Below are 26,129 nucleotides of genomic sequence, written 5' to 3'. Positions count from 1 at the left end.
CGACAGCGAAATTAATGGTCACACGTCCAGTTCGGCAGACCATAGCCGCAGCAACTTCCCCAGTCGTCTGGGGACGGCCCCGCGGCGGACGACCGGCAACCGGGGTTACGCCGAAACTGCCGCACCGAGCACGGCTCCGCGCCTAGTTCATAAACGATGCGAATTGGTCACTGGTCCAATTCAAATGGCTCGATGCATTACCTTCTGCACCTGGAAAACCCGCGCAGTCCGCAGGCCGAAATCAGGGCGAACATGAGGTGAATACCGGTGATACAAGGCCTATCAATGGTTTACGTCCATGAGATTTACCAGACATTTGCCCGACTCCGAATTGACAACTCATAGGATGTTTGTTTGCCTTGCAACACAATCGCTTCGGACCGCACGATGGTGACGGCATCCAGCACGACCACCTGCGAGGTCTATCGACTCGCAGAGCAAAGACAGGACCTGATGCCAGCCCTTCGAAAGCGGTCTCGACCGTCCGCACACGTCGATCCAAGCAGTAGCGGAGTCCGCTCGATACGACTGGATGAATCGTCCTGCCATCAGGTTGCGCGCCGCGATCCGCTGTCCGCCGACGCATTGCTGGCGAACTTGCCCGCAATGAATGCCGCCGCCGACGTGCGCGAACTCGCCAAGTCGTTTCGACAATTGATCTGGCGGGCTCGTGAGGTAGAACTGCTGCGGGTTCCCGACCGGCTCGCCGCAATGCGCGATGCCGGCATGTTCCTCTCGTCGTTGCAGCGCCACGGCGTCGAGCCGCTCGAAGCCGTGCCCGAGGCCACGGACGCGCTACTGGCCTGGGGACTCTCGGTGGACATGGTGCCGCGCGATACCGTGCTGCACTACGGCGTCTGGAACCCGCCGGGCAAACGTCAGCGGATGTTTCTCGGCGACCGGCAGGAGAGCGTGCTGATCGACGCCGTCCGCGTCGGTACCCTGCTCATCGACGACATCGCGCCGACGCTCGCGGAATTGGCCGAACTACGCCCGAGCGACACCGCATTCGGCGAGATCTGTCATGCGGCAGCGGATCAACTGGAAACCCTGCCGGAGGTGATGAACGACGTCTACCGCAATGTCGACCCCGTCGAGTTCTATGCCGCCCGCCTGGGACCGTTCATGACCGACGTGGTCGTCGCCGACCGCCCGTTCTACGGACCCGCACCCATGCACGTCCCCCTCTACTTGATCGATCGCCTCGTGTGGTCCTCCGACCACCGCGACGCCGGCCTGAGGTACTTCCACCACGATCTCGTGAAATACGGCCTCCCCCAATGGCGCCGATTGTTCGAGTACACCGCGGGCGCCCCGTCCCTGGTCACCCGGCTCGCGCGCGAGTTCGACCGCCCCACCGGCCCACCCGCGACCCGGGTGGCCGACGCCATGGACGGCGTGATCCGAATCATGAACGCGCTGGTCACTTTCCGCACCAAACACGGCCTCATAGCAGGCGGCGCCTACACCGACACATCCCGATACTCGACCGCGACCGCCGGAGTCAGCCCCGGCCTCCTCGACCACATCCTCACCCTCACCCGCGAACGCGCCCGGTACGCCCGCTCCCGCCGCACCGGCACCCGATCCTGAGTTCCGGCAGGCGGCAACGAGTTCGGCCGATCACGGCGGCCACGCCACGCAGGAACTACCAGTGCTCACACCGTTTCCTCGGATGAAAACGGAGGTGTCCGAGCGAGATTCGCGCCCATCCGGCAGGGTCTGCACGACCCCGATGGCCTGCCAGCCGTAGTCCGTGGGAGTCCAGGTGGCGTAGGCGCGATTGTCGTCTGGATGAAAATCGACCGGGCCTGCCAGCGGAACACCATTGATGGTGAACGTGAGCGCCGGGTTCGCTTCCGGAGTGGTGAGCGTCGCGATCACCCGGTACGGGCACCCGACAGCGGGGCCGCGCACCCCGCCGAAGTCGATGGACACATATTCGACGTCCGCGGCCGCGTGGGGTGCCAGCACAGGCAGGGCGATCGCGGCGGCTATCGAAGCCGAGCAGCCGAGTCGGGCGAGACGGAAGTTCATGATGGTCTCCCTACCTGTAGTGGGGTATGTCATCCAGCTAGCGGCTCCGACAGATCCGAGCATTTCCGTTACTCATCAGCAAACTATACGAGCCGACCGGCCGACAATTGACAAAACCGAGATTGCCCAGCTGGGGTTTTGTGCAGATTGTCATTGCCGCGCGCGGTGTCTATTCGGAGGCGTCGTGTTCTTCCGCCCACCGCACGTGCTCCTGCTCCGCCCAGTTCTTCGTGACTTTCCCAGTCAGCATGCCGCGCATGGCTTCTGCGTCGCGTAGGGCGTACATGAGGTGGCCGACGACGAGGATGCCGAAGGCCAGGGCGAACCAGTCGTGCATCAAGGTCGCGCCGGTGCGCCAGGCCAAGCGGGTCCAGTCCGGGAAGAACATGATCACGCCGGTGCCGAGGAGTACGAAGATCGATCCGGCGCTCAAGGCCGCGTTGAGTTTCTGTCCCGCATTGAACTTGCCGACGTCTTCGCCGGACAGGCGGCGACCCTTGGATCGAAACCACAGCCAGTCGGAGTGGGTGAAGCGGTTGAGTCGCGACAGGTCGGCGCGATACGCGCGCGAGGCCAGGCCGAGGAGGATCGGTACCGGTAGCGCGAAACCGCAATAGACATGGACGATTTCGACGATGTGACGGTTGCCGACCAGCACCGCGAGCGAGCCGTTGTAGAGGATCGCGGCCGTGACGATGCAGATCAGGACGAGCACACCGGTGAGCCAATGCACCCAGCGCTCGGCGCGGCTGAACCGGTGCAGGTCGCGCCCGGTCGGGTCAGCTGGTGGGGTCATCGCTACGCCCGTTCGATTGGCCGACCCATCCGTCGATCGAGTAGCCCCGATGCTCCCAATAGCCGGGCACGACGTCCTTGGTCAGCTCGATTCCGGAGAGCCACTTACAGCTCTTGTAGCCGTACATCGGTGCCACGTACAGCCGGACCGGTCCCCCGTGGTCGTGGGTGACCGGCCCGTCGAGCATCTCCAATGCGACGAGTACATCGGCCCGCCGGGCCTGTTCGAGGGTGAGGCTCTCGGAATACGCGCCGTCGAACGAGGTGAACCGCACCGCCTTCGCGGCACTCGTCACGCCGGCGTCATCGAGGAGATCGGACAGCCGGACGCCGCGCCAGCGCACCTCCGGCACCCGCCAACCGGTGACGCATTGGAAGTCGCGCACCAGCTCCTGCTGCGGCATGGCCTGCAAATCGCTGAACGAGTGGCTGCGCGGTGTGTTGACGAGGCCGGTGATATCGAGCCGATAGTCGCTCGCGTTGCGCTTGGGCACACTGCTGGTGACGGAGTAGAAGCGAAAGGTGTTGCCCAGCGGGAAGAGTCCGACCAGCCCGGTCGGATCGCGGTTGCCGATCGGCCCGAGCACCGCCGACAGCCCTTTCTGGATATGCGTGCCGCCGAGCACTCCCGCGGCACCGGCGGCGAGCAGCCCGAGCACCACGCGCCGCCCGACCGGCGCGCCAAGGCGCTTCGGATCGGGACTCTCGGCGACGGGCACCTCTCCACTATCCACCGACTTCCCTGGCAATGGGCCGACCGGCGCTACTGTTGAATCGGAAACCGCCGTCACGCGGTGAAACGAAAGGCAGCCTCATGCGCAGCCCCATCTTTGTCGCACTCGGCGTCATCATCGGACTCGCCGGACTTCTCTGGTCGTTGCAGGGCTTCGGCGTGGTCTCGGGCAGTCCGATGAGCGACACCGTCACCTGGTCGATCATCGGGCCGATCGTGCTGATCGCCGGGGTGCTGCTGGCAGTGTGGGGCTGGCGCGGGCGGGCTTCCCGCTAGTCGGTCGCTGGCCGAATAATCCTGCGCTACCAGTACATTCGGCTGCTCAATGGATGAACTCGCCGCTGGCACTTGACGACTTTTCAAGAGTGAGTGTACAGTCACTCACATGACGAAGCGCGGAGCAACACTCTCCACCTCGGAGGTTCGACGGGACGCGGTTGTCGATGCGGCGATCACCGAATTCGCACGTACCGGTTACCACGGCACGCCGATCAACACCGTGGCCGCCAAAGCCGCCATCTCTCCCGCCTATGTCTTCAAGTTGTTCCCCGGCAAGATCGCCCTGTTCGTCGCGGCGATCGACCGTTGTTTCGAACTCGTCGAGCAGGCACTTTCGGCAGGCGTCGCCCGCGCCGACGGTGCGAGCCCGGACGAGATCCTGTTCGCAATGGGCGGCGCCTACGCGCAACTCATCGCGGACAAGAGCCTGCTGATGCTGCAGGTGCACGCACAGTCCGCCTCGGACATCCCGGAGATCGCGGACGCGATGCGACGCGGGCTCGCCCGAGTGACGAGCTTCGCCAAGACGCGCTCCGGCGCCGAAGACAGCGCCGTCCAACGGTTCATGGCTTACGGCCAGCTTTGTCACCTCATCGTCACACTCGAACTCGACGGACAGGATGGCGGCTGGGCCGCGGTACTCACCGACGGCATGCGCCACCCGCACTAGATCCACCGAGCCCCACGTCGGGGCGCTTTTTCAGCCCATATAGTGATTGACCAGTCACACACCAGGAGTCCTCATGAGCACCACCACGCAGCCCATCACCGCAGTCGAGATCGTCCTGCCCGGCCAGGTCGAGCCGGAGGGCCTGCAGGTCACCGAGCGTCAGCTGCCCCCGCTGGGACCGGATCAGGTCGTGGTCCAGGTCGAAGCCTCCGGCGTCTCCTTCGCGGAGCAGCAGATGCGTCGCGGAAAGTACTACGACCAGCCCGCGTTTCCCTTCGTGCCCGGTTACGACCTGGTCGGGACGGTCGCCGCGATCGGCTCGTCGGTCGATCAGGCGCTGCTCGGCCGTCGCGTCGCCGCACTGACCAAGGTCGGCGGCTGGAGCAGCCACATCGTGCTCGACGCCGCGGACCTCATCTCGGTGCCATCGACCCTCGATCCGGCGGAGGCGGAAACCTTTGTGGTGAACGGGATTACGGCGTGGCAGATGCTGCATAGGATCGCGAAGGTCAAGCGCGGCCAGACCATCGTCGTGCACGGCGCGAACGGTGGCGTCGGCTCGACCCTGGTCCAGCTGGCGCGGGCCGCAGGCATCCGGGTGATCGGCACCGCCTCGGCCAAGAACGCGGCGATCGTCGAGGCGCTGGGTGCGAGCCCCGTCGACTACCGAGGCGATGTGGCGCAACAGGTTCGGGCGCTGGCACCGGAGGGTGTCGACGCGGTATTCGATCACGTCGGCGGCCCCGGCATCGTCGACTCCTTCGGCCTGCTCGCGGACCACGGCACCCTCGTCGCCTACGGCACCGCCTCCACCAAGAACGACGAAGGCAACTCCCGCCTGCCCTTGCTGAAGCTGTTCGGCCAGCTGATGCTGTGGAACACGCTCCCCAACAAGCGAAACGCGCACTTCTACAACATCTGGGCAGGCAAGCGCAACCTCACCCGCTTCCGCAATCACCTCAACGAAGACCTCGGCAAGGTCCTCGCCCTGGCCGCCGACGGCACCCTCCGCCCCCAGGTCGCCGCCCGAATCCCCCTGAGCCAAGCCGCCGAAGCCCTCACCCTCGCCGAATCCGGCACCGTCACCGGCAAAGTCGTGATCGTCCCCGACCCCCAGCGCCGCTGAAGATCTGCACTCTCACTCGGGATCTGCACTCGGAATAGGGCCCTAAAGCCAGTGCATGTCCCGAGTTAGGGTGCGGATTTTGGGGGTCAGCATTCGACTACCGCTACGGCTAGGCCGCCTCGGGAGGTTTCTTTGTATTTGTCGAGCATGTCGGCGCCGGTGGCGCGCATGGTTTGGATTACCTGGTCCAGGGAGACGTGGTGGATGCCGTCGCCTCGGATTGCCATGCGGGCGGCGGTTATTGCTTTGACGGCGGCTATGCCGTTGCGTTCGATGCAGGGGATTTGGACCAGGCCGCCGATGGGGTCGCAGGTTAGGCCCAGGTTGTGTTCCATGCCGATTTCGGCGGCGTTTTCGATTTGCTGAGGGGTGCCGCCGAGTACCGCGGCCAGGCCGGCGGCGGCCATGGCGCAGGCGGAACCCACCTCACCCTGACAGCCGACTTCGGCGCCGGAGATCGAGGCGTTTTCCTTCATCAGCTGGCCGATGGCGGCTGCGGTCAGCAGGAATTCGACGATGCTGTCCTCGTCGTCGGTGATGAAACGCTGAATGTAGTGCAGGACAGCGGGAATGATGCCTGCGGCGCCGTTGGTCGGGGCGGTGACGACCCGGCCGCCCGCGGCGTTCTCCTCGTTGACCGCCATCGCGTACAACGTGACCCACTCCATCGCGCGCAGCGGGTCGTTCTCCTCCGCCTCGGTACCAAGGCGTTCGAACAAGGTCGCGGCGCGGCGGCGCACTCGCAGCGTGCCGGGCAGCACCCCGCCCGTCGACATTCCGTGTTCGACGCAGCGGCGCATGACATTCCAGATGTCGAGCAGGTCCGCTCGAATCTGCTCCGCACTGCGCCAAGACATTTCGTTGGCGAGCACGACCGAGCTGATCGACTGCCCGGTGGCGGCGGTGATCGCGAGCAGCTCATCCGCTGAACCGAACGGATGCGCGACCGCGACCGCCGCGTCGGCGGGCCGGCCGTCGATCTCATCCTCGTCGAGGACGAAACCGCCACCCACCGAGAAGTATTGGCGTTCGAGCAGCACCCGTCCCGCATCGTCGTACGCGCCGAACAGCATCCCGTTGGTATGGAAGGCCAACCTTGTCAGCCCGAGCAGTTCGATGTCACTGTCGACAGCGAACGCGATCGGCTGCGCGCCACCGAGAAACAGCTGACCGGTGGCGCGCGCCGCGGCAACGGTGGCGCTCATCGTGTCCGGGTCGATGCTCTCCGGCTGCGCACCCGACAGCCCGGCGACCACCGCCTCGACCGTGCCGTGCCCGCGGCCGGTCGCGCCGAGCGATCCGTACAGCTGAACCCGGATCGCGACCGTCTCGTGCAGCACGTCGGCATCTTTCAGCCGTTCGACGAACGCGGCCGCGGCCCGCATCGGCCCGACCGTATGTGAACTAGACGGCCCGATGCCGACCCGGAACAGGTCGAAGACGCTGATCGTCACGCCGGGTTCCGCAGCCCGAGGTACAGCGGGAATCGCTCGGCCAGCGCGTCCACCCGCGCGGTGAGCGCCGCGGCGTCCCCACCGCACAACGCCGTCGCGATGATGTCGGCGACCTCGGCGAACGCCGGGGTGTCGAAGCCGCGCGCGGCCAGCGCGGGCGTGCCGATCCGCAGTCCGGAACTGATCATCGGCGGCCGCGGGTCGAAAGGAATCGCGTTGCGGTTCACCGTGATTCCCAGGTTCTGCAGCAGGTCCTCGGCCTGCTTCCCGTCCAGTTCCGCATCGCGCAGATCGACCAGCACCAGGTGCACATCCGTGCCACCGCTGACCACACCGATACCGGCGCCCCGGCAGTCCTCGGCCACCAGCCGATCGGCGAGCACGCGCGCGCCGACCAGGGTCCGTTCCTGCCGCTCGCGAAACGCCGGTTCCGCCGCCATCTTGAAGGCCACCGCCTTGGCCGCGATCACATGCTCGAGCGGTCCGCCCTGCTGCCCGGGGAACACCGCCGAATCCAGCTTCTTCCCCAAATCCGCTGCGGCGAGGATGAATCCGCCACGCGGCCCACCCAGTGTCTTGTGCGTGGTCGAGGTGACGACATGCGCGTGCGGCACCGGCGACGGATGCAGCCCGGCCGCGACGAGCCCGGCGAAGTGCGCCATATCGACCATCAGATACGCGCCGACCTCATCGGCGATGCGCCGGAATTCGGCGAAGTCGAGGTGCCGAGGGTAGGCCGACCAGCCCGCGACGATGAGCTTCGGCCGATGCTCCTGCGCGAGCCGCGCCACCTCCGCCATGTCGACCAACTGGTCCTCGGCCCGAACATGGTATGCCGCAACGTCATACAGACGACCGGAGAAGTTGGCCTTCATGCCGTGGGTGAGGTGACCGCCGTGGTCCAGCGCCAGCCCGAGGATGCCGTCGCCGGGACGCAGCAGCGCGTGCATCACCGCCGCGTTCGCCTGCGCGCCCGAATGCGGCTGCACGTTGACGTATTCGGCGCCGAACAGCGCGCGCAGCCGCTCGATGGCCAGCGTCTCGATCTGATCTACATACTCACAGCCGCCGTAATACCGGCGTCCCGGATACCCTTCGGCGTACTTGTTGGTGAGCACCGTCCCCTGGGCCTGCATCACCGCGAGCGGCGCGTAGTTCTCCGAGGCGATCATTTCCAGTCCGCGCTGCTGGCGACCGGTCTCCTGATCGACCAGCGCGGCGATGACCGGGTCGAATTCACGCAGCGAGACGTCGAGTTCGGTGCGGAGGGCAGAGCCAGGATCAGCCATGGGGAGCCTTTCGTCGACGCATACGCGCGTGGGGTGTGGCTCCTCCCGCTCTGTCCTATGGCCTGAGAGATTCACGCGGATCGCGTTTGCCCCGTCGGCGAGTGCGTGGTGCACTACTTTTCAGAGTTGCCTTGAGCGCGGCGGTACTGGGCCTGAGAGATTCCCGGGAGGTGTTGCTCCTTCGGCTCTCCATCGCCTGGATGGAGATCTCCCGCTGCGTGTGCGGCGTATTCAGTTGTCGGATACCGCTAGGTGTTGCGTATAGCGCAACAACGGCGTGGCACGCGACTTAGTATTGTCGGCGGCCGCGCGCGTTGTCAATGACGAAACCGTACCCCAGTTCGTCAGCCGAAGTAGCCCAGCCGATGACTGATGTCCGCGGCGCTCGCGATCGCCAGCTCCGCCGTCGACGCGAAGAGATCCGGACCGAGCCGATAGGACGGCCCCGAAACGCTCAGTGCCGCAACGATCATCCCGTTGCTGTCGAAGACGGGCGCGGCGACGGCGTTCAGCCCGATCTCCAGTTCCTCACGCACACTTGCCCATCCGTTCTCCCTGACCGCCACCAACTGCGCCGCCAGATCAGCGACCTTTGTCAGGGTGTGCTCGGTGTACGCCTCCAACTTCGGCCCGACCTGCTTACGCAACACCGCCGGTTCCAGGCCGGACAACAGCACCTTGCCACTCGACGTGGCATGCGCCGGACAGCTCTGCCCGACCCAGGACCGCAGCGCGATCGACCCGGTCCCCGCCGCCTCCACGATATTGATGATCCGATTACCGTCCAGCACAGCGATATTCGTGGTCTCCCCCGTTTCGGCGGCCAGCGCGTTGCACGCGCCCTGACTCTGCCCGACGAGATCGACCTGCGCACTGGTGGATCCGGCCAGCCGGACGATGGAGAAGCCGAGCCGGTACTTGCCGCGGTCGGAGAGTTGCTCGACGTAACCGCGCGATTCCAGCACGGCGATCAGGCGGGAGACGGTAGATTTGTGCACACCGAGTTCGGCGGCGATCTCTGTGACGCCGGCCTGGCCCAGCTTGGCGATGATCTCCATCACGAGCAGTGCGCGGTCGACCGACTGCACCGCAGCGGTCCGGCCCGGGTCCTCACCATCCTGTTTCGCCATGACGCCGTCATTCTAAGCCGATGTCATCGCGATACCTCGAACGCGTCGCTGGACGGCGGCGATCTCCCGCAGCGCGTCGTTGAGCAGGCTCCGATTCAAGGGGGACAACTCCGACATCAGCACGATATCGCCCGGCCGGTGGCCCGCGGACAGCTGCTCGACCTGATGCACCATCCGCATGCGCTGCAGCATGACGAATACTTCGGTGAGCACCGCGGCATCGCGTTCGGCGATCACCCCGGCCGACGCCGCGGCGGCCAACCGCACCGGCGTCGTGGCGGCGGTCACCCCGGCGGCCAGCCCACCCCAGCGCGCGAGGTTGACGATCGGGACCAGCGCGTGACTCTTCAGATCGAACGTGCCGCCGCGCCGGGAGAGCACGTCCCGCAGTGACCGAGCCCGAACCCGCCCGGACAACGCGTCGAGCAACTGCAGGCGCAAAGCATTCGGATAGTCGGCCCGCATCCTGCTGAACACGGCGGGCACCGCATGCAGCGCTGGATCACCCCACACCACCCGCCCATCGATCAGCAGCGACGACATCACCAACCCGCGATCGATAAGCGGATCATCCAGCCAGCGTGCCGCCGCTTTCGTCCAATCCGACCGGGAACGAGCGAATTTCGGTCGCGAGGCGATCGCCCCGTTGCTGTCCGCGGGCAACCCGCACGCGTCGAGAATGGCATGCGTCCGCTCGGCGATCGCACGCAGTTGTGCACTGGCCGTGGACAATTCATCCGCCCACGACAGCGCGCTGTCCACGTCCGAGGACGGCATCGCCTCACGTCGGGCGATGCTGCCGAGCGTCAGCCACGCGAACCCGACGGCCGGTGCCTCAGCCGATTCGGCGAGCGCCAGCTCGAGCGCCTTACGGATCACCGAGTCGATCACGACGGAAAGAATGCCGCTCGTCGCGGACGCTTTCGTCCCGTTGCGGAACAATTCGACTGTGGTACCCGGGATGTCGCGAGCCGCTCGGGCCAGCTGGCTCGCATCCGTCGCCGCGCCGATCGCCCGACGCAGCACGAAGCTCTGCCGCGCCGACGCCGCGAGCAGCTCCGAGTCTTCGAGCACGCCGAGCACCTCGCCCCGCCGCGACACCACCGGCATATGCCGCAGACCGGCCTCCAGCATCTCCATCAGCACGGTCTCGGCGGACAGGTCGGCACTGACCCGCCGAGCCGGTGCACTCATCGCCCCGGCGATCGGCACCTCGACCGACAGCCCCGCCGCCACCACCTTGGCGCGCAGGTCCTGATCGGTGAAAATGCCGAAGTCGCCGTCGGGCAACCGAATCAGCACCGACGACACGCGATGCTCGGTCATCCGGATCACCGCATCCCGGACGCTGGTGTCGGGCGTCACGAAAACCGCTGCCGTCGTGAGGAGTTCACCCGCCGGACGAATGCCGAGCACCTGCGCCATCGGAGTCCGGTTGCCGGACACCGTCTTCCACGCCGAGGACGCCAGAAACGCCAGCCCGTCCGGTTGCGCGAACTGCGCGCGCACCAGCGCGCCGGGCAACCGGATCAGCACGCTGGTTTCGGCTGCCAGCGCGACGAATTCGGCGCTACCGCCGGTCAGCAGCGGCACGTAGCCGAAGATCCCACCGGCCTCGATGGTATCGATCGTGCGGCCGTCGTCGGCGCGGGGTGAACTGGCGGCGTCGGGACCGCTGCGGCGCAGGATGACCCGGCCCGTCCGCAACATCCAGATGTCGTCGGGCACCTGCGTCGAGTAGTCGCTGATCACCGCGCCCGCCGCGAACTCGTGCAGGGACGAGGCCGCGGCGAGGCGGTCGAGTTCGGCGGTCGACATCGATTGGAACGGCGCGTGCCCGCCGAGGAACGCCGCTAGTTCGCCCTCCGCAGGCATCTCCGGCTCACGTGGTCCGGAGGAGATCCGCGCACTTCTCTGCCATGGCCATGACAGTAATGTTCGGGTTCACCGCGGGCAATTTCGGCATCGCGGACGCGTCGACCACCCGCAGCCGCGACACCCCCTTCACCCGTAACTCGGGGTCGAGCACCGCCGTCGGATCGTCGACCGCGCCCATCCTGGCCGTGGCGGCCGGGTGGTAGACGGTGTTGTGGGTGGCGTGGATGTAGCTGATCAACTCGTCGTCGGTGGTGGCGTCCGGTCCCGGGGCGAGTTCGGCGGCGATCCATTCCCGCAGCGGCGCTTGCTCGGCGATCTTGCGGGCCAGCCGCACGCCGGCGAGCATCACCCGTTCGTCGTGGCCGTCCGGATCGGTGAAGTACCGGGGGTCGACCTTCGGCCGGTCCCGGAAGTCGCGGCTGCGCAACCGGATCGTGCCACGTGAGCGGCCCTGCGTGACGTTGGGTGTCAGGCAGAAACCGTTGTCGGTGGTCGGGTAACCACGACGCAGCGTGTTCATATCGAAAGGCACACTGCCGTAATGCATCATCACGTCCGGCACGCGCAGCGACTCGTCGGTCGTGGCGAACAGGCCGATCTCCCACCACTGCGTCGAGGTATCGACCATCGGCCGCGCGGCGTCCCAGAACACCAGGCCTTCCACGTGATCGTCCAGGTTGGCGCCGACGCCGGGCGAGTCGACCAGCACCGGGATGCCGATCTCGCGCAGGTGCTCCGCGGGCCCGATCCCGGACAGCATCAACAACTTCGGCGTATCGATGGCACCGGCGGTGACGATGACCTCGCGCCGTGCCGAGGCCGTGTCGTAACCGATGCCGTCCGGGCGTTGATACCGCACACCGGTCGCGCCGTGCGCGTCGTCGAAGAGGATCTCGCTGACCCAGCAGTCGGTGCGCACCTCGAGATTGGGGCGTTTATCCAGCACCGGGTGCAGATACGCATGCGATGTCGACATGCGCGTACCGTCCTCGGCGGCATTGATCTGGAACCAGCCCGCCCCATTGCGCACGGTGGCACCTCGATTGAACTGCACCGTCGGCAATCCGGCCGCCGCGGCCGCCGCGAGCACCGCAACGCCGCATGGATCGTCCGGCGGCACATCGCGCAGCCGGACCGGACCGCTGCGGCTGTGCTGATCGCCGGGCGCGTCGTTGTTCTCCAGCCGGGTGACATACGGCAACACATCGGCCGCACCCCACCCCTTCGCGCCCAGCGCCGCCCACTCGTCCAGATTCTCGGCGGGCGGCCAGAACGCGATACAGGAGTTGTGCGAGGAACATCCGCCGAGCACCTTCGCGCGCGCATGGCGCAGATAGCTGTTCCCGCGTTCCTGCGGTTCGACAGGGTAGTCCCAGTCGTAGCCGGAATCGAGCAGATGCATCCACTGGGTGAGTTCGAGGATGGCGCGATCGCCGACATCCGACGGGCCCGCCTCCAGCAGGCACACCAACACGTCCGGATCCTCGCTGAGCCGGGCGGCGAGCACGCACCCGGCCGTTCCGCCGCCCGCGATCACATAGTCGAACACCGTGTCAGACATTCCCGCGCACCTCCACTGCGTGTGAGGCCAAGGTGCCGATTCGCTTGCGGCCCTTGAGCCCGTACCAGGCGAGCCCGGCGCCGAGGATGGCGCCGATGTAGACGAAGGCACCCCAGGTGTTGTACCAGGGTGTGCCGTAAACGGATTCGCGCGGCCACGCCAGGTTGATCGCCATCCCGACGCCCCACACCACGGCGATGATGTTGACGACCATCCCCCAGCGACCCATCGTGAAATAGCCGCCCGCGGCGAGCTCTTTCGGCGGCCACTGCCCCTGGAGCCGCTTCTTCAGCATCGGCCCGGTCACCATCAGATAGGCCAGGTAGATCATGATGATCGCGATCGAGGTGAGCACCGTGAAGATCTTCGGCTGGCCGATGTTCACCACCAGGATCAGCGCGGCCAGCACGCCGATCAGGATGGCGGGCACCACCGGCGTCTGCGTCTTGGGATGCACCCGGGCGAGCTTCTCGCCGAACGGCAGCGCGTTGTCGCGAGCCATGGCGAAGGTCAGCCGGATGGCGGCGGTGTGCACGGCCAGCGAACACACCGTCACGGCAATTACGATGCAGCACAGGAAGATAGTGCCGAGCGGACCCCACATCACCTGCTCCACAATGTATTGCAGGCCACCGCTCGAGCTGCCGATCTGCGGATCGTCCAGATCGGGCGCCGCCATCACCGCGAAGGCCAGGATCGCGCCGCCGATGACGAAGGACGCCAGCACGGCCCGCAGGATGGCCTTGGGCGCGGTGCGCCGCGGCTCCACCGTCTCCTCACCGAGCGAGCTCGCGGTGTCGAAGCCGTACATCACGTAGCCGGAGGCCAGCGAGGCCACCAGGAACGCGCCGAGGTAGCCACCGGACTCCCCCGCGCCGTAACCGTGGGTGGAGAAGAACACCTGCGGGCCACGAGTCGCGTTGGCCGCCAAGATGATCGCGATCAGCACCGCCGCGATGAGCTCGATGAAGACGCCGGCACTGTTGATCATCGCCATCAATCGCACGCCGAGCGCGTTGATCGTGGTGGTGAACACGATCATGATCGTGCCGAGTACGACCGCGTTGGTGGCGTAGTCGTATTCGCCGGTGCCGTCCCCGATGATCTGGAAGCCGCTCCACAATCGGGGCAGGTTCAGCTGAAGCGCGAGCACGACGGCGGACAGGGTCACGATCGAGGCGGTCAGCATCAACCAGCCCGACGACCAGCCGACGATTCTGCTGCCGAGCGATTTGGACCAGTTGTATACCGACCCGGCGACCGGATAGCGTGCCGCGAGCTCCATGAAGCACAGTGCGACAGCCAGCTGTCCGACGAAAACGATCGGCCACGACCACAGATACGCGGGACCCGCGCTGCCGAAACCGAAATAGAACAGCTGGAATGTGCCGGTGAGGATCGAGATATAGCTGACCCCCGCCGCGAAGCTGGCGAATTTGCCGATACTTCGGTCGAGGGATTCCTTATAGCCGAAATCCTCCATTCCGCTGTCGTCGGACACACCGTGTTCTTGGACCACCATTGCTTACCGTGCCTTCCGCGGGCGGCCGTACGGGCTGTCCGGCCGAGATTTGTAACTAACGATCAGACGCCCTTGAACCACTCCGCCGGCTTAGGTGCCGTGTTGTGCCAAATGTGTTTGATTTCTTGATATTCGGCCAGGCCGGTCGGGCCGAGTTCGCGTCCGTTGCCGGACTTCTTGAACCCGCCCCATTCCGCACCGGCGGTGTAATAGCCGAAGTCGTTGAGCCATACCGTGCCGTGCCGCAGCGCGCGCACCACCCGCTCGCCGCGGGCCGGATCCGCGGTGCGCACGCCGGCCGCGAGACCGTATTCGGTGTCGTTGCCGAGCCGGATCGCCTCGGCCTCGGTCTCGAATCGCTCGACCGTCAGGATCGGGCCGAAGGTCTCCTCCTGCACGATGCGCATCGATCGGTCGCATCGATCGAAGATGGTTGGCAGGTAGTAACTTCCGTCCTGCAATGCGGGATCACTCGGCCGCGCACCGCCGGTCACCAGCTTCGCACCCTCCGAAATACCGAGCGCGACATACGCTTCCACCTTCGCGCGATGTTCCTCGGAGACCAGCGGGCCGGTCTCGGTGGCCGGGTCGAGGCCGGGGCCGACCCGGATCCGCTCGGCCCGGCTCGCCAGTTCGGCGACGAAGTCCTCGGCGATGGACTCCTCGACGATCAACCGGGTGCCCGCCGAACAGACCTGGCCGGAGTGCAGGAACACACCGGTCAGCACGTGGTCGACCGCGCTCTCCCAGTCGGCGTCGGCGAATACGATGTGCGGGTTCTTGCCGCCGAGTTCCACCGCCACCTTGGTGACGTGCTCGGCGGCGACCTTGCTGATCGTCCGGCCGGTGGCGAGGCCGCCGGTGAACGAGATGAAGTCGACCTCGGGGTTGTCGGTCAGCGCCGGGCCGAGCACCGCGCCGCTGCCCTGGAGCAGGTTGAGCACCCCGGCGGGGACGCCCGCCTCTTCGGCGAGCCGCGCGAACTCGATGGTGCTCAGCGGGGTGACCTCGCTCGGCTTGAGCACCATGGTGCAGCCGGCGGCCAGCGCGGGCGCGACCTTCCACGACATCTGCAGCAGCGGATAGTTCCACGGCGCGATGAGCACGCACACACCGATCGGCTCGTGCACCACCCGGCTGATCACCGCCGGGTCACCCACGTCGATCAGCCGATCCGCCTGCACCGCAACCGTGCTCGCGTAGTAGCGGAACACCGAGATCACATCGTCGATGTCGATCTCGCTCTCCACCAACGTCTTTCCGGTGTCCGCCGTCTCCAGCCTGGCCAGCCGGTCCTTGTCGCGGGCCAGCAGGTCGGCGATGCGCAACAGCAGCGCCGCCCGTTCGGCGACCGGCGTTGCCGCCCAACCACCCTCGTCGAACGCCGCGCGGGCCGCGGCCACCGCGTCGCGCGCGTCCTGCGGCGTCGCCTCGTCCACCGTCGCGACGACGGACCCGTTGGCCGGATCGATGATCTGGCGCACCCCACCGTCCGCGGCATGCGTCCATCGACCGCCGATGAGCAGATCCGGATCACCATTCATTCTCACGTCACCTCACGTCACCGATACGACAGGACAACCACTCGTGGAACTCCGCGATGTGATGCTCGGCGGGCACCAGCACCCCGCCCTTACGGTAGGCGCGCGACGACATTGTGGGTTGCGTTCGCTCGCATGCCGCGAAATCCTGCTCGTTCACCCGGTGGAACAATTCGACAGAACGGGACACATCTCGTCCCGCGGCGACCACATCCTTGGTGTACAACCAATCACACTCGACGATAGTGCGGTCCGCGGACACGGGGAACATCCGGTGGAAAATAATGTGATCCGGGACCAGATTGACGAAAACCGTCGGCCGGATGGTGATGGCGAAGTAGCGACGGTCCTGTTCCGGAGTAACCCCCGGCAGCCGATCGAAACCCGGCGATCCGTCGACGGTGAATCCGGCGATATCGGCGCCGAATTCCGCGCCGTGACCGACGAACACCTGCGCGGCCAGCCCCTGCGCGAATTCGGGGAGCACTTCGGTGAGCTCTGGGTGGATGGTCGCGCAGTGGTAGCACTCCATGAAGTTCTCGACGATGAGCTTCCAGTTCGCGGCGACGTCGTAAACGACTCGACGGCCCACCTCGAGGGTGTCGATCTCGTAGGCGTCGATCGCGGCCGGGTCGCCGAGGCGTTCGGTGACCGCGCCCATCACCTCGTCTTCGAACGCCGGTGGCTCGTCGGCGAGGCAGACCCAGGCATAGCCGAGCCATTCCCGGAGGGCGACCGGGACCAGGCCGTACGCGACGCGATCGATGTCGGCTCCGGTGGCGTCCTTCAGTGCGGCCATATTGGGCGCGGCGATCAACGTGCCGTCGAGGCCGTAGGTCCAGGCATGGTACGGGCACTGCAGGTTGCGTCGCACTTGGCCCTGGTCCTCGGTGCACAGCATCGCGCCGCGGTGGCGGCAGATGTTCAGGAAGGCGCGCAACGCGCCGTCGCGGCCGCGCACGATCAGGACGCTTTCGCGGCCGACCTGTACTCGTTTGAACTGACCGGCCTGGGCGATGTCGCCGGTTCTGATGGCGCAGAACCACATTCGCTCGAAGAGTTGCTCTTGTTCGGCGGCGAAGACGGCGTCGTCGACGTACCACTTGCCGCCGAGGGTCGGGATCAGGGCCGGTGTCGGCACCGAAGTCATGTCCGCCGTGGGCCCACCCGTCGCCCGGCCGCCGCCCCTCATGGAATCGCTATGCGATGCAGTTTCCACTGGTCACCAGCCTCTGCGGGTCGAAAAGTGCGATGGGGTGTTTGGTGGTCGCGTCGATGACCAGGTCGGCCAGGATCTCCCCGACCACCGGGACGAATTTGAAGCCGTGACCGGAGAAGCCGCAGGCGATGGTGACGCGGGTGCCGCCTGGGTGGCGGGCGATGACGAAGTGTTCGTCGGGGGTGTTGGAGTACATGCAGGTGGCCGTGTGGACGCACGGGCCGGCCAGCGCGGGGAGCAGGGCGGCGACTCGATCTCGCATCTCGTCGATCTCGTGCGGGTGGACGACGCGATCGATGGTGTCGGGCGTGCAGACGATGCCCTTGCGGAAGAACGCCATCTTGACCCCGCCCGCCGGTCCATCGATGGCGGGGAAGCCGTATATCTGCATGCCCGACTCGTTTTCGGCGATGTAGATCGGCTGATCTTCGAAAGCCGCGGTGCCGCCGATCGGATCGAGCCAGTACAACACCTGGCGTTCGATGGTGATCGGAATTCCGAAGTCGGCCAGCAACTGTGGCGCCCACGCCCCGGGGCAGACGACGAGCTGATCCGCTTCGTAGGTGGCCCTGGCCGTCGTTACCGTGACACCGGAAGCGGTTTCGGCCCAGCTCAGCACCTCCTCACCGAACGACAGGGTCGCACCTGCTCGCAACGCGAGGTCGATGTGGGCCTGCACCGTCAGTTCCGGGCGGGCGAATCCACCGTTCGACTCGTATACCCCGATGTCGTCGTCGGCCGGGGTGAAGTTCGGGAAGCGCCGCCGGATCTCGGCGGCATCCAGGACCTCGTGCGGCAGTGACCATTCGCGGCTGGCCCGCAGGCTGCCCGCGACCGTCAGGCTGTCCGGCGGGCCGAGGTACAAACCGCCGGTGAGGCGGACGACTTCGCGATCGGCGTCCGCGGCCAGCTTCGCCCAGAGTTCGTAGGAGCGCAGTAGCAGCGGAACATAGGCGGGGTCTTCGAAATACGACTGCCGGATGATGCGGGAGCCGCCGTGGCTCGAGCCGCGGTTGTGCGCGGGCGTGTACTTCTCCAGCCCGAGCACTCGGTGTCCGCGCGCCGCGAGGTGGTAGGCGGCGGCACTGCCCATGCCGCCGACGCCGATCACGATGACGTCGTATCCCTTTGTCGCCGTGGCCATGTCGCTACCTCCTGATCCTGGACATCTCGGGATCCACCACCGGCTCGGCGTGCACCGTCGCGACGTAGCGCTTACCGAGGTACTCGACTTCGACCACGTCGCCGACGACGACGGACGCGGGCAGCCACGCGTAGGCGATGCAGCGTTCGATGGTGGCCGAATAGCCCGCGCTGGTCACATATCCACCGAGCAAGCCGTAGACGTAAACCGGCTCTTTGCCGAGCACGATCGCCGATGGGCTCTCGAAGACGATGCTGCGCAGGATCTTCGCCGGTGGTTCGGCCTGCTCCAGTGCGCTCTTGCCGACGAAGCCGGGCTTGGTCATGCGGACCGCGAAGTCGAGACCGGCGGCCGCGGGCAGGTGTTCCGCGGTCATATCGGTTCCCCAACTGCGGTAGGCCTTTTCGATGCGCAGGCTGTTGAAGGCGATCCGGCCTGCCGCGATGACCTCGTAGGCACCGCCTGCCGCCCACAGCAGATCCCACAGTGCGTTGCCGTATTCGGCGGTGGTGTAGACCTCCCAGCCGAGTTCGCCGACATAGGACACCCGCAGCATGGTGACCGGAATCGCGCCGAGGTAGGTGTGCAGCGCACGGAAGTACTTGAAGGATTGGTGGGACAGATCGTCGGAACACAAGGGCTGCACCAGGTCCCGGGCGTTCGGGCCCCACACGCCGATACAGCAGGTGCTGCCGGTGATGTCGCGCAACGTCACTGACCCGTCGGCGGGCAGGTGACGGGTGAACCAATCGAAATCCATCGGGCCGTTGGCACCCACCTGGAAGCGCTGTGCGGCGAGTCGGGCGACGGTGAGATCGCTGCGCACACCGCCGGTCTCGTCGAGCAGCAGCGTGTAGGTGACCGAGCCGACGCTCTTGTCCACGTTGTTCGTGGTGAGCTGCTGCAGGAGGTCGAGCGCACCCGGACCCGCCACCTCGTATCGGGTCAGCGGTGTCATGTCGAACAGCGCGACGCGTTCCCTGGTCCAGCGCGCCTCGGCGATGGCGATCGGCGACCAGAACTGACTCGACCAGTCGTCCCGGGCCGGGACCGGCATGCCGTCGTCGCGAAGTCGTTGCGTCAGTGCGGCATTCGCCTCGTACCAGGCGGGCCGTTCCCAGCCGCCGCCCTCGAAGAAGAACGCGCCCAATTCCTGTTGCCGGGCATAGAAAGGACTGGTGCGCAAGCCGCGCAGTGCCGTTCGATATTGGTGCGGGTGGATGATGTCGTAGACCTCGACGAAGGCCTGCGAGCTGGTCTCCATGATGAATTTCCCGCTGCGCGCGACGTCTTCGAAACGGTAGAGATCGCACTCGTGCACGTCGGTGCTCGGCGCACCGTCGATGATCCATTCCGCCGTCGCTTTGGCGACCCCGGCCGAATGGGTGACCCAAACAGCCTCCGCCACCCAGAAACCCGCGAGATCACGGTGCTCACCCATGATCGAGAAGCCATCGGGGGTGAAGGAGAAGATCCCGTTGAATCCCTCCTCGGGCTTCGAATCACCGAGTGCCGGTAGCAATTCCATGGATTCGCGCCAGGCGGGCACGAAGTCGGTATCGGTGAACGGCAGCATCGACGGCATTGCTTCGCCCGCGGTGGCCGACGCCAGGGTGGACATGTCGACGGGCATCGGCCGGTGGCCGTAGTAGCCGATGCCGATTCTGTCGTCGTGTACGCGAAAGTAGAGGTCCTGGTCCTGATGACGCAGGATCGGCAGGCTCGCGCCCGCAGCGCCTGCCAGTGCCGCCAGCGGTCCGGTCTTGGCGTACTGATGGGCCATGGGCACCAGCGGCAGCACCAGTCCGACCTGCTTCGCCAGCTCAGCGCCCCAGAATCCGGCCGCGCAGACGACGATGTCCGCGGCGATGACCCCGTCGGCCGTCCGCACGCCGACTACTCGCCCGCCCCGCTCGGCGACGCCGAGCACCTCCTGGTTGGGTAGGAACCGCGCGCCGCGGGCCGTCGCTGAACGCGCCTGCGCCTCCACGGCACGCACCGCATTCGCCAAACCGTCTGCCGGAGTGTGGAATCCGCCGATAACATGGTCGATATCGAGCAGTGGGTACAGTGCGGCACATTCGGACGCGTTCAGCAGGCGCCCCTCGATCCCCCACGACTGCGCCCAGCCGAATTTGCGGTGCAGATCCCGCCAGCGCTCCGGTGTGGTCGCCACCTCGAGTCCGCCGACCGGATCGAACGCAGCTCCCGCCGGATGGCTGAGCGCGCCGAACTTCTCGGTGGTGTATCGGGCGAACTCGGTCATCGTCTTGGACGGGTTCGTCTGGAACACCAATCCCGGTGCGTGCGAGGTGGATCCGCCGGTCTGGAACAGCGGTCCCCGGTCGAGCACGGTGATGTCGGCCCAACCACGGGCGGTCATTTCGTCGGCCAGCGATGCCCCGACGATCCCGGCTCCGATGATGACGACTTTCGGGTGAGCCAAAGGGTGCCTCCGTTGTTGCTAGTAGCGCAACGAATTCGTATTACGCAACAAATAGTCCGCCTGTCATGGCACGCTGTCAACCGTTGGAAACCAGTTGTTTACCGGGGCATTCAGGGGTTGACGACGGCTCCACGCTGATTCACACTGTTGCGTATCGCGATATCTGTTGCGCTCTAAGCAACTCATGGAGGGTTGATGGAATCCCTTGCGAAGCCCGTGGCGACCTCCGGGACGGAACTGTTCGTCGCCCGCCTCGAAGACCTGCCGGTCGGCGAGGTCGCCACCGTGCGGCCGGACGACGAAACGCCGATCTCGGTCTTCCACACCGACGAAGGCTTGTTCGCGATCGACGACACCTGCACGCACCAGGATGCGTCACTCGCCGATGGATGGGTGGAGAACTGCACGGTCGAATGTCCTTTGCACGAGTCATGTTTCGACCTGAAGACCGGTCGAGTCTCGGGTCCACCGGCCAAGATCGCCGTGCGCACCTATGCGGTGCGGGTACTCGACGGCGACGTTGTGGTCAGCAGCGTGCCGTCATGAGTCGGCGGATCGTTGCACTGCGCAGCACAGAACCCCGCGCCGATCTGGTGAACACACGGATCAAGACGGACCGCGATCCACGCCGCAGTGCGGTGGAGTCGTGAGCGTAGTGGTCGTCGGCGCATCATTGGCTGGGTTTTCGCTGGTGCACGACCTTCGCGAACGGGGTTATGACAGCAGCATCACCGTGATCGGGGACGAAATCCATCCGCCCTATGACCGGCCGCCGCTGTCGAAGGAATTCCTGCACGGCGACGTCGATATCGCGTTGAGCGAGATCGACGATCCGGGTACCAGCTGGCTGCTCGGCCACCGTGCGGTCGGAATCGCTTCGACCGCAACGGGTCCCGGCGTCACCCTCGACAACGGGACAACGATCGCCGGGCAATCGCTGGTGCTCGCCACCGGGGCCCGCGCCCGCACGCTGCCCGGCGCACAGGCACTGGCCGGCATCCACACGTTGCGCACCGTCGACGACGCGCGCGCGATCCGCGCCGCATTGCGCACCGCTCGTACCGTTGTCATCATCGGTGCGGGCCTAATCGGCTCCGAAATTGCTTCGACCGCAGCAACTCTCGGCGTGCAGGCAACTATTGTCGAACTCGCGACCGATCCACTGGCCGGTGTCTTCGGACCGCAGCTCGGCGCGCTGTGCGCGGATCTGCACGCGGCCAACGGCGTCCGGCTACGCACCGGAGTGGCGGTAGCCGAATTCCTCGGCGACGAACATGTCAGCGCGGTGCGTCTCACCGACAGCACGCTGCTTCCTGCCGACGCCGTGATCATCGGTATCGGCGCGGTACCCAACACCGAGTGGGCGCAGGATTCCGCCCTGCACATCGACAACGGCTTCGTCACCGACTCGCAGTGCCGCACAACGATTCCCGACATCTATGCGATCGGTGATTGCGCCCGCGCCTACCAGGACGCCTTGGGCACCCATCATCGCTGCGAGCACTGGTCGAACGCGACCGCCCAGGCCCGCATCGCCGCGGCGGGCATCGTCGGCGCACCGCCCGCGAACATCCCGACCACCTACTTCTGGTCACGGCAGTACGGCCGCATGATCCAGTTCGCAGGCAATCGCCGACCCGACGACGAGGTTCGCTTCGTCGACGGCGACCCGTCGACACCGTCGTGCACCGCACTCTACGAACGCGACGGCGAGCCGGTGGCCGTCTTCGCCATCGACAACGCCCGCCTGTTCACCCGCTACCGCAAGCAGATCGAGCGGCGGCCCGCGGCCATCGCAACCCCGTAGGAGGATTCGTGTCCGAAACCGTGCGCGGCGTCATCGCCCGCAGCAAAGGAACGCCGGTCGAGTTGGTCGACGTGGTGATCCCCGACCCCGGGCCGCACGATGTCGTGGTGCGCGTACAGGCGTGCGGGGTGTGCCACACCGACCTGCACTATCGCGAGGGCGGCATCAACGACGAGTTCCCGTTCCTGCTCGGGCACGAGGCGGCCGGAATCGTGGAAATGATCGGCACGGCCGTAACCCATGTGACCGTAGGCGATTTCGTCGTCCTCAACTGGCGCGCGGTCTGCGATGAGTGCCGCGCGTGCCGCCGCGGCCGCCCCTGGTACTGCTTCGACACCAGCAACGCCAGTCAGCCGATGACCCTCACCGACGGCACCGAGCTGACGCCCGCCTTGGGCATCGGTGCGTTCGCCGACAAGACCCTCGTCCACGAAAGGCAGTGCACCAAGGTCGATCCCGAAGCTGATCCCGCCATCGCGGGCCTGCTCGGCTGCGGCATCATGGCGGGCATCGGCGCGGCGATGAACACCGGCAACGTCTCGCGCGGCGACAGCGTGGCAGTGATCGGCTGCGGCGGCGTCGGTGATGCCGCCATCGCCGGTGCCCGCCTGGCCGGCGCCAAGTCCATCATCGCCGTCGACCGCGACACCCGGAAGCTGGCCTGGGCCGGTGACTTCGGCGCCACCCACCGCATCGACGCCAGCACCGAGAACGTGGTCGCACGGATACAGGAACTCACCGACGGCTTCGGCGCGGACGTCGTGATCGATGCCGTCGGCCGACCCGAGACCTGGAAGCAAGCCTTCTACGCCCGCGATCTGGCGGGCACCGTGGTGCTGGTCGGCGTCCCCACTCCGGACATGACCCTCGACCTGCCGCTGATCGATCTGTTCTCGCGTGGCGGCACCCTGAAGTCCTCCTGGTACGGCGACTGCCTACCCGAACGCGACTTTCCGATGCTGATCAATCTTTACCGACAAGGCCGACTCCCCCTGGAACGCTTCGTCACCGAACGCATCTCACTCGATGAGGTCGAAAAGGCGTTCACCGCAATGCATCATGGCGACGTCCTGCGCTCTGTCGTGGTGTGGTGATTGGTCACCGTTGCGGGAGTATGCCGTTCACCAAAGCCGCCAGACTCTTCCGGTGAATGTCGCGGGAGGTCAGGTCGGCCCACTGGTCGCCGATGGCCGCGAGCGTGGGCAGCTCTGCCAGCTCGAGCTCAGCAATGCCCGGTTCAGTGACAGATAAGGCTGCCAACCGTGCCCGCCGGCGATCCCGGCTGGCCCGGACGATCAGATCGCCGACGATGTAGTACCAGATGGTCCGGTACACATCAACGGCCTCCTCGATGGTGCACCCGCAGTCGACGGCCGCGGCGATGATCATCTCCACCAGCCCCATGGCCGCGGGCACCACGACGGGGTCGGACGCCAGGACCTCGATGATCCAGAGTCGCTCGGCAAGTCCCTCATAGAGGGTGAACGCGACCTCGAGCAGCCGCTCCCGGGGATCGTCGGGGAACTCCCGCACCGGGATATGTTGCGCGTGCGTCTCCAGCACGAGCAGCAACAACTCGTCCTTGTCGCGCACATGGTGATACAGCGCCATCGGCGTGCTGCCCAGCTCCTTCGCCAGCCGCCGCATCGACAGACTGTCCGCCCCTTCGGTCCGCAACACCTGATCGGCAGCCGCAACAATCGCCTCCCGCGACAGCCGCGGTGGCCGACCAACCTTCCCTGTGCGATCCGTTTGCCTTGGCATCAAGCCATCCTCCCCCACGCGGTGACGCGGCCGACCATCCGTGGGCCAGTCTCGGCAAGCCCGCCCCCGTGGCCCGTAGCAGAAGCGCCGCGCGCGGCGCTGTAGCGAGGCATACAGGCGGCAACACCAGCACAGTGTTGTCGGCTCGTTACCGCACCGGGCGTGTGTGCCCACGCCGGGACAGCAGCGACTGCAGGACAACGAGCGCGCCGAGGACGAGGACCGTCACGCCGACCATCTGCAACCCGGTGTCGGCACCTGAGATGAACGCTGTGACAACGTCATTGGTGCGGCCGGGGTTGGTGGCGAGGGCTTGGGCCACGGTGTGGGGATCGTGGCCGGCGCGGATGTCGGCGGGTAGCGCGGCGACGAACCGCGCGGTGAGGACCGTGCTGATCACCGCGACGCCGAGGGCGCTGCCGAATTCGCGGGTGGTGGCTTGTAATCCGGCACCGACGCCCGCCTGCGCGTGCGGCAACGAGCCCGCGATGGCACCGGAGAGGGTCGGAAGTGCCAGCGTCACACCGATTCCGGTCACGACGAGCCAGACCGCATACACGTAGTACGGCGTCTGCGCGTTGCTCGTGGACAGGCCGAGCAGTCCGCCGCCGACGAACGCGAAGGCGAGCGCGACGGTGGCGTCGATGCCGATGCGCTGGGATAGGCGGCCGACATATCGTGCGCCGACGATGATCGGGATGGTCAGCGGAATGATGCCGAGACCGGTGCGCAGCACGCTGAATCCCATGCCGTACTGCAGGAACGACGCGTTGATATAGAACAGCGCGAACATGCCGAAGAAGACCGTCGTCATGCCGAGGCAGGCGCTGCGCAGGCCGGGGACGCGGAACAGGCGCGGATCCAGCAGTGGGTGTTCGACTTTCAGCTCGACGAACACCCACACCGCGAACAACGCTGCGGCACCGGCGAACCCGCCGACGACGACCGCGCTGCCCCAGCCGGACTCCGGCCCCTGAACGATGCCGAGCAGCAATGCGACCGAGGCGGCGACGAACAACACCGCGCCGGGTAGGTCGAGGCGGCGGTCATGCCGCGGCGATACCGGCGCGATACGCCCGACGAGGGCGACGAGAACCAGCGAGATCGGCACGGCGACAATGAACAGCCACCGCCACGATCCGCCCGAAAGCACCGCTCCGCCACCGACATTGCCGACGACTCCGCCGATACCGGTCATCGAGGCCCACACCGCGATCGTCGGGCCTTTGCGTTCGACGGGCACGGCATGCAGCAGGACGGCAAGGGTGTTGGGCAGCACGGCGGCGGCGCCGACGCCGGTGATCGCCCGGCTGACGAGTAGCACGGCCACGTTCGGCGCGATCGCCGACAGCAGCGCGCCCACCGCGAACAGCAGCAGGCCGCCGATCAGCACACCCTTGCGGCCGAAGCGATCGCCCGCGGCCCCACCGGGAATCACCAGGCAGGCGAAGAAGATGACGTAGGTGTCGACGATCCAGACGAGCGTCGACGCGGAGGGATGCAGTGCGCTCGCGGCGAGCATCGGGACGGCGAGGTTGGTCGCGGCGACCATGCCGACGACGAGCACGACGCAGGCGGACATGGCCGCGAGCAGCCCGCGCTGCGCGACCGGACGGGATAAGGGGTCACGCGGCGTCGGTAGACGATCGCGAAGCAGGACGTTGAAAGGCATGGGTATGACGTTAGGAAAATCGCTAGTTTCCACGCCACGCAACTTTCACAACAGAGACTTGC

22 protein-coding genes and 1 riboswitch are annotated in these 26,129 nt (G+C 66.4%); of the genes, 7 read left to right on the top strand and 15 right to left on the bottom strand.

From position 1 onward, the window contains the following. The first annotated feature begins 606 nt into the window (after window positions 1–606). Window positions 607–1,593, top strand: a complete 987-nt coding sequence (locus ACFWF1_RS11465; RefSeq protein WP_379281695.1) for a monodechloroaminopyrrolnitrin synthase PrnB family protein — start codon at window positions 607–609, stop codon at window positions 1,591–1,593. 30 nt (window positions 1,594–1,623) lie between these two features. Here the strand turns inward: ACFWF1_RS11465 and ACFWF1_RS11460 are convergent, their stop codons facing one another. From ACFWF1_RS11460 to ACFWF1_RS11450, 3 genes are all read right to left on the bottom strand, one after another. Beyond that, window positions 1,624–2,037, bottom strand: a complete 414-nt coding sequence (locus tag ACFWF1_RS11460) for a hypothetical protein (protein WP_379281694.1) — start codon at window positions 2,035–2,037, stop codon at window positions 1,624–1,626. A 169-nt stretch (window positions 2,038–2,206) separates the two neighbouring features. Then, window positions 2,207–2,833: a cytochrome b/b6 domain-containing protein gene (locus tag ACFWF1_RS11455; protein WP_379281693.1), complete on the bottom strand. Its 627-nt coding sequence runs from the start codon at window positions 2,831–2,833 to the stop codon at window positions 2,207–2,209. Continuing rightward, window positions 2,817–3,566 carry a molybdopterin-dependent oxidoreductase gene (locus ACFWF1_RS11450; protein WP_379281692.1) on the bottom strand — a complete coding sequence of 250 codons (750 nt, stop codon included), beginning with the start codon at window positions 3,564–3,566 and terminating at the stop codon, window positions 2,817–2,819. Before ACFWF1_RS11450 ends, ACFWF1_RS11455 begins: the two co-directional genes overlap by 17 nt. Window positions 3,567–3,646: 80 nt before the next feature. Here ACFWF1_RS11450 and ACFWF1_RS11445 point away from each other — a divergent pair, with 80 nt between their 5' ends. The 3 genes from ACFWF1_RS11445 to ACFWF1_RS11435 all read left to right on the top strand — a co-directional run bounded on the left by ACFWF1_RS11445 (window position 3,647) and on the right by ACFWF1_RS11435 (window position 5,640). After that, window positions 3,647–3,841 carry a hypothetical protein gene (locus ACFWF1_RS11445; protein WP_379281691.1) on the top strand — a complete coding sequence of 65 codons (195 nt, stop codon included), beginning with the start codon at window positions 3,647–3,649 and terminating at the stop codon, window positions 3,839–3,841. Window positions 3,842–3,950: 109 nt separating this feature from the next. After that, entirely contained in the window at window positions 3,951–4,514 is a 564-nt protein-coding gene (locus tag ACFWF1_RS11440; protein ID WP_379281690.1) for a TetR/AcrR family transcriptional regulator, read from the top strand. Between the two features lie 73 nt (window positions 4,515–4,587). Next, window positions 4,588–5,640, top strand: coding sequence for a medium chain dehydrogenase/reductase family protein (locus tag ACFWF1_RS11435; RefSeq protein ID WP_379281689.1), 1,053 nt, complete (start codon window positions 4,588–4,590; stop codon window positions 5,638–5,640). Between the two features lie 86 nt (window positions 5,641–5,726). Here the strand turns inward: ACFWF1_RS11435 and ACFWF1_RS11430 are convergent, their stop codons facing one another. The 10 genes from ACFWF1_RS11430 to ACFWF1_RS11385 all read right to left on the bottom strand — a co-directional run bounded on the left by ACFWF1_RS11430 (window position 5,727) and on the right by ACFWF1_RS11385 (window position 20,824). Beyond that, window positions 5,727–7,094 (bottom strand): L-serine ammonia-lyase, encoded by a 1,368-nt coding sequence (locus ACFWF1_RS11430; RefSeq protein ID WP_379322169.1) that lies wholly within the window; start codon window positions 7,092–7,094, stop codon window positions 5,727–5,729. Continuing rightward, on the bottom strand, window positions 7,091–8,383 hold the full coding sequence (gene glyA / locus ACFWF1_RS11425) for a serine hydroxymethyltransferase (RefSeq protein WP_379281687.1): 1,293 nt from the start codon (window positions 8,381–8,383) through the stop codon (window positions 7,091–7,093). Before glyA ends, ACFWF1_RS11430 begins: the two co-directional genes overlap by 4 nt. Before the next feature lie 40 nt (window positions 8,384–8,423). Continuing rightward, window positions 8,424–8,517, bottom strand: a riboswitch (glycine riboswitch). A gap of 210 nt (window positions 8,518–8,727) precedes the next feature. Then, window positions 8,728–9,513 carry an IclR family transcriptional regulator gene (locus tag ACFWF1_RS11420; protein ID WP_379281686.1) on the bottom strand — a complete coding sequence of 262 codons (786 nt, stop codon included), beginning with the start codon at window positions 9,511–9,513 and terminating at the stop codon, window positions 8,728–8,730. Between the two features lie 12 nt (window positions 9,514–9,525). After that, window positions 9,526–11,388 (bottom strand): putative nucleotidyltransferase substrate binding domain-containing protein, encoded by a 1,863-nt coding sequence (locus ACFWF1_RS11415; protein WP_379281685.1) that lies wholly within the window; start codon window positions 11,386–11,388, stop codon window positions 9,526–9,528. A gap of 7 nt (window positions 11,389–11,395) precedes the next feature. Continuing rightward, window positions 11,396–12,952, bottom strand: coding sequence for a GMC family oxidoreductase (locus ACFWF1_RS11410; protein WP_379281684.1), 1,557 nt, complete (start codon window positions 12,950–12,952; stop codon window positions 11,396–11,398). Next, window positions 12,945–14,474, bottom strand: a complete 1,530-nt coding sequence (locus ACFWF1_RS11405) for an APC family permease (RefSeq protein WP_379281683.1) — start codon at window positions 14,472–14,474, stop codon at window positions 12,945–12,947. The genes ACFWF1_RS11410 and ACFWF1_RS11405 overlap by 8 nt, the downstream gene beginning before the upstream one ends. 62 nt (window positions 14,475–14,536) lie before the next feature. Then, window positions 14,537–16,018, bottom strand: a complete 1,482-nt coding sequence (locus ACFWF1_RS11400) for an aldehyde dehydrogenase family protein (protein ID WP_379281682.1) — start codon at window positions 16,016–16,018, stop codon at window positions 14,537–14,539. 7 nt (window positions 16,019–16,025) lie between these two features. Further along, on the bottom strand, window positions 16,026–17,165 hold the full coding sequence (locus ACFWF1_RS11395; RefSeq protein ID WP_379281681.1) for an aromatic ring-hydroxylating dioxygenase subunit alpha: 1,140 nt from the start codon (window positions 17,163–17,165) through the stop codon (window positions 16,026–16,028). Between the two features lie 49 nt (window positions 17,166–17,214). Beyond that, window positions 17,215–18,378: an N-methyl-L-tryptophan oxidase gene (gene solA / locus ACFWF1_RS11390; protein WP_379281680.1), complete on the bottom strand. Its 1,164-nt coding sequence runs from the start codon at window positions 18,376–18,378 to the stop codon at window positions 17,215–17,217. A gap of 4 nt (window positions 18,379–18,382) precedes the next feature. Beyond that, window positions 18,383–20,824 (bottom strand): FAD-dependent oxidoreductase, encoded by a 2,442-nt coding sequence (locus tag ACFWF1_RS11385; RefSeq protein ID WP_379281679.1) that lies wholly within the window; start codon window positions 20,822–20,824, stop codon window positions 18,383–18,385. A gap of 195 nt (window positions 20,825–21,019) precedes the next feature. Between ACFWF1_RS11385 and ACFWF1_RS11380 the strand changes: the two genes are divergently transcribed. From ACFWF1_RS11380 to ACFWF1_RS11370, 3 genes are all read left to right on the top strand, one after another. After that, entirely contained in the window at window positions 21,020–21,370 is a 351-nt protein-coding gene (locus tag ACFWF1_RS11380; RefSeq protein WP_379281678.1) for a bifunctional 3-phenylpropionate/cinnamic acid dioxygenase ferredoxin subunit, read from the top strand. 100 nt (window positions 21,371–21,470) lie between these two features. Continuing rightward, the gene (locus ACFWF1_RS11375) at window positions 21,471–22,631 is read left to right on the top strand and encodes an NAD(P)/FAD-dependent oxidoreductase (protein ID WP_379281677.1); all 1,161 of its coding nucleotides are present in this window, start codon (window positions 21,471–21,473) and stop codon (window positions 22,629–22,631) included. Between the two features lie 8 nt (window positions 22,632–22,639). After that, the gene (locus ACFWF1_RS11370; RefSeq protein WP_379281676.1) at window positions 22,640–23,725 is read left to right on the top strand and encodes an S-(hydroxymethyl)mycothiol dehydrogenase; all 1,086 of its coding nucleotides are present in this window, start codon (window positions 22,640–22,642) and stop codon (window positions 23,723–23,725) included. A 4-nt stretch (window positions 23,726–23,729) separates the two neighbouring features. Here ACFWF1_RS11370 and ACFWF1_RS11365 read toward each other — a convergent pair whose 3' ends face one another. Together ACFWF1_RS11365 and ACFWF1_RS11360 are read right to left on the bottom strand one after the other, a co-directional pair. After that, window positions 23,730–24,395 (bottom strand): TetR/AcrR family transcriptional regulator, encoded by a 666-nt coding sequence (locus ACFWF1_RS11365; protein WP_379281675.1) that lies wholly within the window; start codon window positions 24,393–24,395, stop codon window positions 23,730–23,732. A 148-nt stretch (window positions 24,396–24,543) separates the two neighbouring features. After that, entirely contained in the window at window positions 24,544–26,067 is a 1,524-nt protein-coding gene (locus ACFWF1_RS11360; RefSeq protein WP_379281674.1) for an MFS transporter, read from the bottom strand. Window positions 26,068–26,129: the final 62 nt, after the last annotated feature.

Source organism: Nocardia sp. NPDC060255 (assembly GCF_042727395.1).
In the GTDB taxonomy this organism is placed as follows: domain Bacteria; phylum Actinomycetota; class Actinomycetes; order Mycobacteriales; family Mycobacteriaceae; genus Nocardia.
Note: the sequence above shows the minus strand (reverse complement) of the source record. Positions and strands in the feature narration are given on the sequence as shown.